At 36.2% G+C, this 14,736-nt stretch carries 9 protein-coding genes; 8 read left to right on the forward strand and 1 reads right to left on the reverse strand.

Annotation, left to right across the window (positions count from 1 at the left end):
- The first annotated feature begins 52 nt into the window (after window positions 1–52).
- Both GWK10_RS08325 and GWK10_RS08330 read left to right on the forward strand, forming a co-directional pair.
- On the forward strand, window positions 53–979 hold the full coding sequence (locus GWK10_RS08325; RefSeq protein WP_164031473.1) for a PfkB family carbohydrate kinase: 927 nt from the start codon (window positions 53–55) through the stop codon (window positions 977–979).
- 58 nt (window positions 980–1,037) lie between these two features.
- Complete coding sequence (locus GWK10_RS08330) at window positions 1,038–2,936, forward strand: amidophosphoribosyltransferase (protein ID WP_164031475.1); 1,899 nt, start codon at window positions 1,038–1,040, stop codon at window positions 2,934–2,936.
- A 638-nt stretch (window positions 2,937–3,574) separates the two neighbouring features.
- Here the strand turns inward: GWK10_RS08330 and GWK10_RS08335 are convergent.
- The gene (locus tag GWK10_RS08335) at window positions 3,575–4,183 is read right to left on the reverse strand and encodes a superoxide dismutase (RefSeq protein WP_164031477.1); all 609 of its coding nucleotides are present in this window, start codon (window positions 4,181–4,183) and stop codon (window positions 3,575–3,577) included.
- Window positions 4,184–4,288: 105 nt separating this feature from the next.
- On the opposite strand from GWK10_RS08335, the gene GWK10_RS08340 reads away from it, so the two are divergent.
- The 6 genes from GWK10_RS08340 (at window position 4,289) to GWK10_RS08365 (ending at window position 14,659) form a co-directional block, all read left to right on the forward strand.
- On the forward strand, window positions 4,289–7,432 hold the full coding sequence (locus GWK10_RS08340) for a UvrD-helicase domain-containing protein (protein WP_164031479.1): 3,144 nt from the start codon (window positions 4,289–4,291) through the stop codon (window positions 7,430–7,432).
- Between the two features lie 51 nt (window positions 7,433–7,483).
- The gene (gene kbl, locus GWK10_RS08345) at window positions 7,484–8,677 is read left to right on the forward strand and encodes a glycine C-acetyltransferase (RefSeq protein WP_164031481.1); all 1,194 of its coding nucleotides are present in this window, start codon (window positions 7,484–7,486) and stop codon (window positions 8,675–8,677) included.
- A 123-nt stretch (window positions 8,678–8,800) separates the two neighbouring features.
- On the forward strand, window positions 8,801–10,153 hold the full coding sequence (locus GWK10_RS08350) for an OmpA family protein (RefSeq protein WP_164031484.1): 1,353 nt from the start codon (window positions 8,801–8,803) through the stop codon (window positions 10,151–10,153).
- A gap of 98 nt (window positions 10,154–10,251) precedes the next feature.
- Window positions 10,252–13,032: a PD-(D/E)XK nuclease family protein gene (locus tag GWK10_RS08355; RefSeq protein WP_164031486.1), complete on the forward strand. Its 2,781-nt coding sequence runs from the start codon at window positions 10,252–10,254 to the stop codon at window positions 13,030–13,032.
- Complete coding sequence (locus GWK10_RS08360; RefSeq protein WP_164031489.1) at window positions 13,022–13,861, forward strand: alpha/beta hydrolase family protein; 840 nt, start codon at window positions 13,022–13,024, stop codon at window positions 13,859–13,861. The genes GWK10_RS08355 and GWK10_RS08360 overlap by 11 nt, the downstream gene beginning before the upstream one ends.
- A 60-nt stretch (window positions 13,862–13,921) precedes the next feature.
- The gene (locus GWK10_RS08365) at window positions 13,922–14,659 is read left to right on the forward strand and encodes an HNH endonuclease (RefSeq protein WP_164031491.1); all 738 of its coding nucleotides are present in this window, start codon (window positions 13,922–13,924) and stop codon (window positions 14,657–14,659) included.
- Window positions 14,660–14,736 lie beyond the last annotated feature (77 nt).

Below are 14,736 nucleotides of genomic sequence, written 5' to 3' on the forward strand. Positions count from 1 at the left end.
ATTAACTGGTTTAATCAACTATATTTGCAAAAAATTTAGAGCTTTAAAGCACATGAGCAAGTTAGTTATTGTTGGCACAGTTGCCTTTGATGAAATTGAAACTCCTTTCGGAAAAACAGGAAAAATTTTAGGCGGTGCTGGCACCTTTATTGGTCTTGCTGCTTCACAATTTAATGTAGACGCTGCAATCGTTTCTATTGTCGGCGATGATCTTCCAAAAGAATATTTAGACTTACTTTCTTCTAGAAACATTGATATTTCGGGAATCGAAGTTGTTGAAGGCGGAAAGACATTCTACTGGAGCGGACGCTATCACAATGACATGAACAGTCGTGATACCTTGGTTACCGAACTAAATACATTGGCCGATTTTAATCCAGTAGTGCCTGCTAATTATAAAGATGCAGAAATTGTGATGCTAGGAAATCTTCATCCTGCAGTACAGCTTAGTGTACTAGACCAGATGGATGAAAAGCCCAAACTAGCTGTTCTAGATACCATGAATTTCTGGATGGACAGTGCACTTGAAGATCTTAAAAAAGTAATCGCTCGTGTTGATGTTATTACTATTAATGACGAAGAAGCAAGACAATTATCAGGTGAATATTCATTAGTATCTGCCGCACGCAAGATTCATGAAATGGGACCGAAATATGTGGTAATTAAAAAAGGAGAACACGGAGCCTTACTATTTAATAACGACAATGTATTTTTTGCTCCCGCCTTACCTTTAGAAGAGGTTTTTGATCCAACTGGAGCTGGTGACACTTTTGCTGGAGGATTTTCTGGATATATTGCAAGCACAAAAAACATCTCATTCGACAATATGAAAAATGCCATTATACAAGGTAGTAATCTAGCTTCTTTTTGTGTAGAGAAGTTTGGGACAGAGCGAATGGTCAATTTATCGAAAGACGAAATAAAACAACGGTTAACGCAATTTAAAGCCTTGACCCAATTTGAAATAGAATTAGATTAATAACGCGCCCTTTTTTAAGGGCGCTTTTATTAAGTATAGATACCTTTTACAATATATAATGAGTGACGCCATTAAGCACGAGTGCGGTATTGCACTAATTAGGTTATTAAAACCCTTAGCATATTATAAAGAAAAGTACGGGAGTGCATTTTACGGAGTGCAAAAAATGTACTTATTGATGGAAAAACAGCACAACCGTGGTCAAGATGGAGCCGGTTTTGCAAGTATTAAATTAGATGTTGAGCCTGGACAGCGTTATATAAGTCGTGTACGATCGGTTGAACAACAGCCCATTCAGGATATTTTTGCTCAAATAAACAGTCGTATTAATACTGTATTAGAAAAGCATCCGGAATATGCCGATGATGTAAACAAGCAAAAAGAAAATATACCTTATATAGGAGAACTACTTTTGGGCCACGTTCGCTATGGTACTTTTGGCAAGAACAGTGTAGAGAGCGTACACCCATTCCTAAGACAAAATAACTGGATGCACCGTAACTTGATCGTTGCGGGTAACTTTAATATGACTAATAATAATGAGTTATTCCAAAATTTAGTCGACTTAGGGCAGCACCCGAAAGATAAGGTGGATACTATTACTGTAATGGAAAAAATTGGCCACTTTTTAGATGATGAAGTTGCTAAAATTTATAAAGATCTTAAGAAGGAAGGCTTCAATAAAAAAGAAGCGACGGCCGAAATTCATAAACGTATACGAGTTGGTAAGATCTTAAAACGTGCCTGTAAAAACTTTGATGGTGGCTATGCCATGGCTGGAATGATGGGTCACGGTGATTCATTTGTGCTTCGGGATCCTGCAGGTATTCGACCTGTTTACTATTATAAAGATGATGAAGTTGTAGTAGTCGCTTCCGAAAGACCTGTGATTCAGACCGTATTCAACGTTCCTTTTGATAAGGTAGAAGAACTGGCGCCTGGGCATGCTATTATTACCAAGAAAAATGGCACAACGAATATCAAACAAATTTTAGCGCCAATCGAAAGAAAGGCCTGCTCGTTTGAGCGGATCTATTTTTCTAGGGGAAGTGATGCCGAAATATATAAAGAGCGAAAAATGCTCGGGAAGCTAATCATGCCAAAGGTTTTAAAGGCCATCGATCATGATACTGTAAATACAGTCTTCTCATTTATACCAAATACCGCTGAGACTTCTTTTTATGGAATGGTTGAAGCAGCACAAGATGAACTGAACAAACAGAAAACAGAAACCATTCTTGCCGAAAAAGACACCTTAACCGATGAGCGACTAAAAGAAATATTAGCACACCGTCTTCGCACTGAAAAAATTGCGATAAAAGATGCCAAGCTACGAACCTTCATTACTGAGGATAGTAGTCGAGACGACCTGGTTGCCCATGTTTATGACATTACATATGGTGTTATAAAACCGGAAGATACACTTGTAATTATTGATGATAGCGTTGTAAGAGGTACTACCTTAAAGAAGAGTATCATAAAAATGATGGATCGATTAAATCCTAAAAAGATTGTAGTCGTTTCATCTGCACCGCAAATACGGTATCCCGATTGTTACGGTATTGATATGGCGCGTATAGAAGACTTTATTGCTTTTAAAGCTGCTGTTGCACTTTTAAAAGAAACTAACAAATACGACCTGATTGATTCAATATATAAAAAGTGTCTTGCTCAAACCGAACTTAAAGATGATGAAGTTCAAAATTTTGTAAAAGAACTGTACGAACCATTTACTGAAGAGGAGATATCCGATAAAATTGGCGAACTACTTACCAGTGAGGATGTTAATGCCGAAGTAAAGATCATTTTTCAAAGTGTGGACAAATTACATCTAGCATGTCCTGACAATCTTGGTGATTGGTATTTTACAGGTGATTACCCCACTGCTGGTGGAAATCGTGTTGTAAATAGGGCTTTTATCAACTTTGTAGAGGGTAATAAACAGCGTGCTTATTAATTGTAAATCACTATTAAACAAGACATAAAGGAGTTTCCTTATTAATTTCCTGTTAACGATTGTTATTTAACTAATAAAGATGTCGTTTAACTATAATATTATAATCGCTGAACAAACACCAGCTATATTTGTGTCACCATAGCATAAGTAGGTTAAGTTCATGGTAAGATTTGGGGCAAAAAAAGGTGGATTATTCCGCCTTTTTTTACGTCTAGACTTTTCTATAAAAAGTGCAATTAATCGTGAAAAAAACCGATTAAACTTCTAAAATTGCATTTCATCGGATAAAAATGCTTTTCATCAACTAATTGTTTGCAGTATGAATATCTGCTCTATATTCGAAGAACCATAGCATAAGTAGGTTAAGTTCATGGTAAGATTTGGGGCAAAAAAAGGTGGATTCTTCCACCTTTTTTTATGGACTAAAGTCAACTCTTCTAAGACACTTTCTGACGTATCCTATTTGGGCCTAAATTCTTTTGAATATTTACTCTCTTGAAAAGACGATTGATTCAGAAATAAATTTTAAATGCTTGGTCTACAAGGGATCTAGGAATTAAGTTCAAGTTGTCTTAAAAAAATTATGCACAAAAAAATCCGCCAATGGCGGATTTTAATATTCAGTAATCAAGTTAATCTTACTTGCCTTGCGCGTATAGAGCAGAGACTTTCTCCCAATTAATCACATTAAAAAATGCGTTGATATAATCCGGTCTTCTATTTTGGTAATTTAAGTAATAGGCGTGTTCCCAAACATCTAATCCTAAAACAGGAGTTCCGCCACAGCCTACACCGGGCATAATAGGGTTATCTTGGTTTGGCGATGAACATACCTCAACTTTTCCGCCTTCATGCACACATAACCAAGCCCATCCTGAGCCAAAACGCGTTGCAGCAGCTTTTGAAAAAGCTTCTTTAAATGCTTCAAAAGATCCGTATGCATCATTAATCGCACTAGCAAGATCACCACTTGGTTCACCACCACCATTAGGGCTCATTACTTCCCAAAAAAGTCGGTGATTGTAAAATCCGCCGCCATTATTTCTAACAGCACCGTTGTTCATATCAAGATTGATTAAAATATTCTCGATCGTCAATCCATCAAGATCAGTACCCTCTATTGCGGCGTTTAACTTGCTTGTATATCCGTTATGATGTTTACTGTGATGTATTTCCATTGTACGAGCATCGATATGCGGTTCTAATGCATCGTACGCGTATTCTAATTTTGGTAATTGAAAAGCCATTGTTTATGGTTTTAGTTATTATTTCTACTTTCAAAGTTACGCATTAGCCGTTTCAATTAAAAATAATAAGTTGTTATACACTGATTGAGTATTTTTATACTAAATATGGCTAGCACAACCACCAATCATCCTTTTCTAATTTACAATGCCTCGGCTGGTAGTGGTAAGACACATACCCTTACTAAAGAATATATTAAGGCGTTAATTACCGCAAAATCTCCAACAAAATACCGCAACATTCTCGCCATAACTTTCACTAACAAAGCAGTAAGTGAAATGAAAGCACGCATTGTAAAAAAACTAGTAGATTTTGCCAATCACCAATCGCATGAAGATGATGATATGTGGACTGATGTACTAAAGGAAACAGGCCTACAACCAGAAGAGTTACAAAAGCGATCTCAAAATATACTGCGCTACCTAATTCATGATTATGCAGGATTCGACTTGCAGACCATCGATGGCTTTACGCATAAACTTATTCGCACGTTTGCTCACGATCTTAAATTACCAATGAATTTTGAGGTGACTCTAGATATCGATTTGTTATTAGCCCAAGCTGTAGATAGATTACTGGCTAAAGCTGGTAGTGATGAACAACTGACACAGACTTTGGTTGATTTTGCATTAGATAAGGCTGACGATGACAAAAGTTGGGATATACAACGCGACTTAAACACCACTTCAAAATTACTCACGAAGGAAGATGAAATTAAGTATGTCGAACTATTACGTCAGAAAAATTTATCCGATTTCAACCAGTTAAAAAAGATTTTAGGTCAGGAAAAAGCAACTTTGAAAAATGAGATCGTCCAAACTGCTAAACAAGTACTTGAGCTTATTTCGGAAAGTGGATTAGAATTTAAAGATTTTTCTAGAGGATCAGTACCGGGATATTTTGAAAAATTAGCCAATAACGATCTAAATCCTAAGTTTGGAGCACAATGGCAGGAAAAATTGATCAATGGCGAAGAACTTTATAATAAAGGATTGCATGATGACTTAAAAGCAACCATTGATTCTATTCAACCAACATTGGCAGATGCTTTTACAAAGACTAAAAAAGGGATGTCAAGATTAAAATTCCTGGATAATTTTTATCTCAATATAACGCCCTTATCTGTTTTAAAAGCTATTTATGAAGAAGTAAAAACCATCAAAGACGAAGAAGGTCTATTGCCAATATCAGAATTCAACCAGATTATTAGTAATGAAATAAAAAATCAGCCTGCGCCTTTTATTTATGAGCGCTTAGGTGAAAAGTACCATCATTATTTTATTGATGAGTTTCAAGATACGTCCACCTTACAATGGCATAATCTAATTCCGTTGGTCGATAACGCATTATCGTCAAACGAAAAAAACAATGTCCTTTTAGTAGGTGACCCTAAGCAAGCAATTTACCGGTGGCGCGGTGGCGACCCCGAACAATTTATAGGACTCATAAATGGTGAAACACCTTTTTCAAGAGCAAATGCACATATTCAAAATTTACCAACCAACTTTCGAAGTAATCAAACCATCGTCGATTTTTGCAATAGCCTTTTTACTCATGCTAAATCTATTTTTTTAAATCAGGATCATACCTATATATATAAGGTAGGAAATGAGCAACGATCAAATAATCCAGAAGAAGGCTATGTCAATATTCAATTTTTAGAAAAAAACGATGACGAAAAAGTAGCCGAACAATATGCCAATTCGGTTATTCAAACAATACAAGACTTACAGCAAAAAAACGTGCCATTAGGGGACATCTGTATTTTGGTGCGCAAAAATAAACAGGGGGTCGCTTTGGCAGAAGCATTGTCAGAAGTTGGGATTGATGTGGTATCCTCAGAAAGTTTATTGTTAAAAAATAATCCTAAGGTTCAATTTATAAATAACCTGATTAAACTGGCCTACCAACCAGAAAATGCCGAGTTAAAGATCAATATCCTCAGCTTTCTAGCAAATCATCTTTTAAATATAGACAATGAATATCTCTTTTATAAAACGCATTTAAATAAAATACCACAGGACTTATTCGCCGGCTTAAAAGAATTTGATATTCACTTCAATTTTAATGAATTCATTAATCGCAATTTATACGAAGCCGCAGAGTTGGTTATTGATGTTTTTGCACTGTCAAAAAATGCCGATGCTTACATTCAATTTTATCTAGATGTTGTCTACGAATATTTACAACGAAATCAAGCTGGGTTTGCAGGGTTCATTTCGTATTGGGAGAAAAAAGAGAATTCTTTAAGCATTGTAAGTACCAAAAGTGAGCATGCCGTTCAAATTATGTCGGTTCATAAATCAAAAGGATTGGCGTTTCCGATCGTAATCTACCCACATGTAGATGATACCATTATAGATCATAAAAAAGATATGGCTTGGGTTCCGATCGATCAAGACACCTATGGTTTTGAATATGCTCATGTAAAGGTCAACGATGATCTTAATAATTTAAATGAAACGGCATCTCAAATTCTTCAACTAAAAAAGGAACAAAACCAGTTAGATGCTATCAATATTTTATATGTAGCACTTACTCGTGCTGAGCATCAAATTTTTATCATAAGTCAAAAACCGAGCACTAAAAACTTTAACGCATCAAAAACCTATTCAACGCTACTAGTTAGTTTTTTGATGGAAAGACAAGCTTGGAACGATGGTCAATTAATATATGAATTTGGAAATGCCGATGCTGCATTACCCCAAACTAAAGATGATAAAAGTAAAAAGCCCTCATATCTATTCGAATTTAATGCTCGGGACACTAAAAATTTAAACATTCTTACCAAATCTGGTCTATTGTGGAATACGAAGCAAGCAAGTGCTATTGAAAAAGGGAATATTATTCACAATATATTATCGTTCGTAACCTATTCAGAAGATGTGGAAGCTGCAGTGCAAAAAGCCATCGATCAAGGTATGATTACGACGGATGAAAAACAGGAAGTGCTCCAATCTTTAATTAGTATTACCGAGCACGAAGAACTTAGTAATTACTATAATAAAACCTATACCATATATAATGAACGTGATATTATTAGTGAAACTGGAATGCTGCTAAGACCAGATCGCGTATGTATTGATGCTAATAACCATGCCATTTTAATCGACTATAAAACTGGTGCAATACATAAAGAACATAAGCAACAGCTCGTTGGCTATGAAGATATTTTAAAAGAGATGGGCTTTACAGTAACTACAAAACTGTTAGTCTATATTAATGACACGATTAATATTGTTGCTGCTTGATTATTTCCACTAAAAATCAGCTAATTTTACAGTATTAAACACACACCAATCATGTACGGAAAAATACAAGAACACCTGCAAGCTGAAATTCAGGATATAAAGGAACAAGGTCTTTTTAAAAAAGAACGGATCATAACCTCTAAACAAGATGCGGTTATTAAAATTAGTACCGGAGAAGAAGTCATTAACTTTTGTGCTAATAATTATTTGGGCTTGTCATCACATCCTGATGTAATTCAAGCGGCAAAAGATACCTTAGATTCTCATGGTTTCGGAATGTCGTCGGTACGTTTTATTTGCGGAACTCAGGATATTCATAAAGAGCTGGAAGAAAAAATAGCTGAATTCTACCATACCGAAGACACCATTTTATATGCCGCTGCTTTTGATGCGAACGGCGGTGTTTTCGAACCACTTTTGAGTAAGGAAGATGCTATTATATCCGATTCATTGAATCATGCATCTATTATAGACGGTGTTCGTTTATGTAAAGCTGCTCGTTATCGCTATCAAAATAATGATATGACTGATCTTGAAGCCCAACTTCAAAAAGCTAATGAAGACGGTGCCCGTTTTAAGATCATTGTAACCGATGGTGTATTTTCTATGGATGGTCTTGTAGCCCCTTTAGATAAAATATGCGATCTGGCCGATAAATATGACGCAATGGTAATGATTGACGAATGTCATGCAGCTGGCTTTATAGGTAGTACTGGTCGTGGCACTCTAGAAGATAAAAAAGTAATTGGGCGTATTGACATTATAACAGGAACCTTGGGCAAAGCGCTTGGTGGTGCAATGGGCGGTTATACAACTGGTAAAAAAGAGATTATTGAGATCTTAAGACAACGTTCAAGACCCTATTTATTTTCCAATTCTCTAGCACCCGCTATTGTAGGTGCATCCATTAAGGTATTCGATATGTTAAGCAATGACACAAGGTTACGGGATAAGCTTAGTGACAATACCGCTTATTTTAAGAAAGGAATGATTGATGCAGGCTTTGACATCATAGACGGAGATTCGGCAATAGTGCCCGTAATGCTATATGATGCCAAGCTGTCTCAAGTAATGGCCGATAAATTATTAGAAGAGGGTATTTATGTTATTGGCTTCTTTTTCCCTGTCGTACCAAAAGGAAAAGCACGAATACGCGTGCAATTATCAGCAGCACATACTAAGGAACACATTGATAAAGCTGTTAACGCTTTTACGAAAGTAGGAAAGGAATTAGGAGTACTCTAAATCGTTCGGCACTAGCCGTTATTTCTTATATTCTATTAAATTTTTAATATATTTACCTTTGTTAATAAACTTTAACAACTTACATTTGTCTCTAATTAAAACTTTAAATTAAACAAATTGAACATGAAACATCTTAGCAGATTACTAATTGCTGTAATGCTTTTTGCAGGCATCAGCAATGTGAGCGCACAAGACAAAAACAACCCGTGGCAATTTAGCTTTGGTGTGAACGCCATTGACCTCTACCCAACCAATTCTGACAAAGCATTTGCAGGACCATGGTTTGATGAGTACTTCAATGTATCTGATCACTGGAACATTTTACCATCTATTTCTACCATCGCTGTATCTAAATACGTAGGTGACGGTTTCTCTTTAGGAGCTAGAGGATCTTTAAACAGAATCGAAAACGCTGGAGACGTACGCGTTGACGATCTTTCTCACTACGCAATTGATGGTACTATTAAGTACAATCTTACGGAAGGTAAAAAATTCGATCCTTTTGTAGAAATTGGTGGTGGTTATACTTGGGTTGATGATATCGGTGCAGGTACAATTAACGGTGGACTTGGTTTTAACTACTGGTTTACTGAAAACTTAGGTTTAAATGTTCAATCTAGCTATAAGCACGTATTCGAAGATTACGGATTCGAGCACTTCCAACACGTATTAGGTCTTGCTATTCGTTTTGGTGGATCTGACACTGACGGTGACGGTATCTACGACAAAGACGATGCTTGTCCAGAAGTTGCTGGTCTTGAAGCTTTCAACGGATGTCCTGATACTGACGGTGACGGCATCGAAGATAGTAAAGACGATTGTCCTGATGTAGCAGGTATCGCAGCTCTTAACGGTTGCCCTGATACTGATGGTGACGGTATCGCTGATAAAGATGATGCTTGTCCTAATGATGCAGGTCCTAAAGAATTAAACGGATGTCCTGATGCTGACGGTGACGGAGTTGCTGATAAAGACGATTCTTGTCCTAACGAAGCTGGTCCATCTGAAAATAAAGGTTGTCCTTGGGCTGATAAAGACGGTGATAGCGTTCTTGACAAAGACGATCAGTGTCCAGATGTTGCAGGTACTGTAGCAAATAACGGTTGTCCTGAAGTAACTGAAGAAGTTCAGAAGCAATTGAACGATTACGCTAAAACTATCTTATTTGATACTGGTAAATCTTCAATCAAATCGCAGTCTGAAACTGTATTAGGTGATATCATCAAGATTCTTAATGAGTATCCTAATGCTAAGTTTACAATCGAAGGTCATACTGACAGCGTAGGTAGAGCTTCTACTAACCAACGTCTTTCTGACGAAAGAGCTAACTCTGTAATGAACTACTTGATCACTAACGGAATTGCTTCTAATCGTCTGTCTGCACAAGGATTCGGTGAAGACAAGCCAATCGCTTCTAACAAAACTAGAGCGGGACGTGCTAACAACCGTCGTGTAGAAATTAACTTAGTGAAGTAATTTTCACCACACATAATTTTAAAAAGTCCTGAAGGTTTCTTCAGGACTTTTTCATTTCTTATCCCTACTTTTAACATGAATCTCTGCCTTGTTAGTTCATGTTTCAAGATACTTTTATTAAAACGCTTATCGCTGACGTACTTTCTAAACATCAAACGATTGATAAGCTGGTATTTATACTCCCAAGTAAACGGGCTGGGGTATTTTTGCTGCATGAACTCAAAAAGCAAATAGCGAAGACCACCTTCGCCCCCAAGATTATTAGTATTGAAGAATTTATATGTGAATTATCAGGTCTTCAGTCTGCGGATAATGCACAATTGCTATTTGAATTTTATCGCGTTTATTCCGATCTAACACCGCCCGGAAGTCAAGACTCTTTTGAGGCCTTCTCGACCTGGGCGCAAATACTTTTACAAGATTTTAATGAGATAGATCGCTATCTAGTTCCGCCTTATGAAATACTGAACTATTTAAGTGAAATAAAAGACTTGGAGCATTGGTCCTTGAAACCTGAAAAGTCAGAGATGGTAAAAAATTATCTCATTTTTTGGAGTAGATTATACACCTATTATGACAACTACGCCAAAAGCCTACTTGAGCAAAAAAAAGCGTATCAGGGATTAATTTATAGAGAAGCTGCTAATCAAGTTTCGGGCTACGCAAAGATGACCAAGCATCATCATATTTTTGCTGGTTTCAATGCCTTAAATAATGCTGAGCAAACTATTTTCCAAGAGCTTTTAACTGAAAACAAAGCAAGTGTCTATTGGGATACCGATAGTACTTTTATGAATGACGATATCCATGCAGCCTCCATATTTCTGCGCAATTATAAAAAGTCGTGGCACTATTATCAATCCAATTCCTTCAACTGGGAGTTTGACACTTTTGCCGGCACTAAGAATATTCAAATAAAAGGCATCCCAAAAAACATTGGTCAGGCTAAATATGTGGGCCATCTTTTAAGCAAGCTTGTTGATAACGATGCATCACTTCAAAAAACCGCAGTTATTTTAGGTGATGAGCAATTATTAATTCCCATTTTAAATGCCGTTCCCGCTACTATTCAAAATATGAATATTACCATGGGATTCCCATTACACGCTGCGCCTATTGCGACCATATTCGAATTATTATTCAACCTTCATAGTAAAGAGCAAGAACAGCTGTATTATCAGGATATCATCCATATTGTTTCGCATCCGAACATTCGGCAGTTGCTTTCTTTAAATGAGTCAGATCAGTCCCAACGTATCATTGACCATTTACAGAAAAACAACATCATTTTTAGTTCGCTTACGCAATTGACAGACTTGGTCACTTCTGAGACTAAATTGACCATTCAATTGTTATTTGATGGTTGGAAGAATAGTCCAAAAAATGCCATTCATCAATTGCAACAACTTATTCTTCTATTAAAAAGACAGACTCAAGAAAGTCCGCATACCGATAATTTGTTGCTAGAATATCTCTATCGATTTCATCAATTATTCAATCAGTTACAGCAACTAAATGAAACCTATCAATATTTAAAATCCACTAAGGGGCTTCATAAAATATATAAGGAGTTACTTAGTATCGAAACCTTAGATTTTCAGGGCGAACCATTGGAGGGATTACAACTTATGGGAGTTCTAGAATCTCGTGTTTTGGACTTTGAAACTGTTATTATCACCAATGTTAATGAGGGCGTATTTCCTTCAGGTAAAACACAAAACTCCTTTCTTCCTTTTGAGTTGAAATTGCAATATAAATTACCCACCTATCAGGAAAAAGATGCTATTTACACCTATCACTTTTACAAGCAATTGCAACGTGCAAAAAATATCTATTTGCTTTACAACACGGAGGCTGATGCTTTAAATGCAGGTGAAAAAAGTCGATTTATTAATCAGCTAGAAATTGAAAGGCAGCCTGAACATACAATCACGCATGAGTTGATAAATGCAAATGTTCCTAAGATCGATAATGCCCTACAAAGCATTGATAAAAATAAAGATGTTCTCAACCGTTTAAAAGAAATCGCTGCTAAAGGATTTTCTCCTTCTGCTTTGACAAGCTACATCCGGAATCCGATTGATTTCTTCAACAAGAAAATACTTAGAATTCAAACCTATGATGAAGTTGAAGAAACAGTTGCCGCCAATACTTTGGGAACGATAGTTCATGAAACCTTAAAAGAATTTTATCTCCCATTAATTAATGTGATTTTAACCGAGACCCACATTACAACAATGCAGCAACAAATAGATAAAACAGTTACCCGATATTTCAAAAAGGAATATCAAAGCGATACGATTAATGAAGGAATGAACCTTATTATATTCAATATCGCTAAACGCTATGTCGAGAATTTTTTACGAAGTGAATTAGAAGAAGTCAAAAACGGCAGTACTATTAAAATACTACATATTGAAGAAGATTTTAGTGCTCCCGTGACCATTGAAGGCTTTGATTTTCCAATCAATGTACATGGCCAAGTAGATCGGGTAGACGAGTATAATGGAACGATGCGTATCATCGACTATAAAACCGGAAAAGTACTTCCGGGAAAAGTAAGACTGTATGATTGGGATTTAATCAATACGGATTATGACAAGTACAGCAAAAGTTTTCAGGTGCTATGCTATGCCTATATGCTGCATTATAAAAAGCCATTTACTGGTAAGGCAGAAGCTGGAATTATCTCATTTAAAAACCAAAAAGATGGTTTTTTAAAGTTCGGAGTAAAACCCACGCCTCGTTCCACGAAAGCAGATACAGAAATCACTCCAGAGGTGCTCTCTGAATTTTCAATTCAATTAAAAGCTTTGATTAAAGAGCTATTCGATCTATCGAAACCATTTGTAGAAAAACGCATTGAGTATGATTATTAAGAAGAATATTGTTATCGAAAGAGCTGACGAAAAACCAATGCTTGCCGATTTCTTTTATCAGGAAAATAGCCAGCCAAAACCCATTGTCATTTTTTGCCATGGTTATAAAGGTTTTAAAGATTGGGGTTGTTGGGATTTGGTCGCGAAGGCATTTGCTGAAAATGGTTTTTTCTTTCTGAAATTTAATTTTTCGCACAATGGGGGGACCATAGAACAGCCCATCGATTTTCCCGATCTGGAAGCATTCGCAAATAACAATTACAGCCAAGAACTAAAAGATCTAGGCGACGTCATTGATTTGATTGTTGATTATACAGAAATACAAAATGAGATTGATACAAATGCCATTTCACTCATAGGGCATTCTCGAGGTGGAGGAATTGTAACCTTAAAAGCAGCACAAGATCGTCGTGTTACCAAAGTCATTACTTGGGCCGGGGTTAGCGATTATAAAAAACGTTTCCCGCAAGGTGAAGCTTTTGAAAAATGGGAAAAAGATGGTGTTTATTATGTATTGAATGGCAGAACAAAACAAGAGATGCCACACTACTTTCAATACTTCGAAGATTTTATTGAAAACGAAGAAAAACTCACTATAAAAACAGCATCACAGCAATTAAAAATCCCTCAGCTCATTATTCATGGTACAGCCGACGAATCGGTCTCTACCAACGACGCAGCTGATTTGCATTGGTGGTATCCATTAAGTCAAATCAAGTGGATTGAAGGCGCGAATCACGTTTTTGGAGGTAAGCACCCTTGGGAAAGTGATGAATTACCAGAACATTTGCAGGAAGTGATCAGTGAGAGTGTTCGATTTTTGGGGTGATTAAATGATTATGTAATATCTTGTTTTCTGGAGATTATGAGTTATTAAAACAAAATAAAAATGGCATTTTCAGAAAAAACCAAATTAGAAGCCAAAAAAAGATCTGCTTTTAGATGCTGTATCTGTCATAAATTATTTGTGGAAATTCATCATATTACCCCTCAAGCTAAGGGAGGTTCGGATGATATTGAAAATGCGGCTCCTCTTTGCTCTTCTTGTCACGATCTTTTTGGAGGTAATCCAGAAAAAAGAAAGCAAATAAGAGAAATGCGAGATTATTGGTGGTCATTAATGTCCAAAAGGCAAGAAAAGCTATCAACAAATCCCGATTTTAAAGATTATTGTTTAATAGATGAAGACCCCGATAGAATTAATCAACTACACACCAAGCATTCTGTGATTTATCATAATATTTTTAAAGAAGAAAGTTTCGAAAAATCAGCAGATATATTATTTCGGCTTGTTTCGCATTCAATTAAAGATTCTCCAAATAAAAAAAGAGTTTTATTCCTGGATATTGAAGATCACTTAAATGAAAAAGGAGGATTTGACCATGATATGTTTGAATTACAATGCCATTTCATACCCAATATAATCTTACCCTTTTTAAGTGAATTTTATACACCTTTGTTATCTGTTAAAAACACTAAACCTCAAAGAAAAGATATTCCTGAAGGACTAAAGATTTTTCAGGATAATCCTGAGAGCGTATCTGAAATAATTAAATCTGATGATGAATATCAAATTTATTTAGCAGCTAATAATAGATGGGTTAGTAGTAAAAAAAGCACCTCATAGCGCTATATAATGAATAGGTCGATTAGTGTTTATCCAAAAGGGCTTATTTATTTCGCTTGTTGCTAATCCTAAAAAAT

Source organism: Spongiivirga citrea, assembly GCF_010671565.1.
Lineage (GTDB): Bacteria > Bacteroidota > Bacteroidia > Flavobacteriales > Flavobacteriaceae > Spongiivirga > Spongiivirga citrea.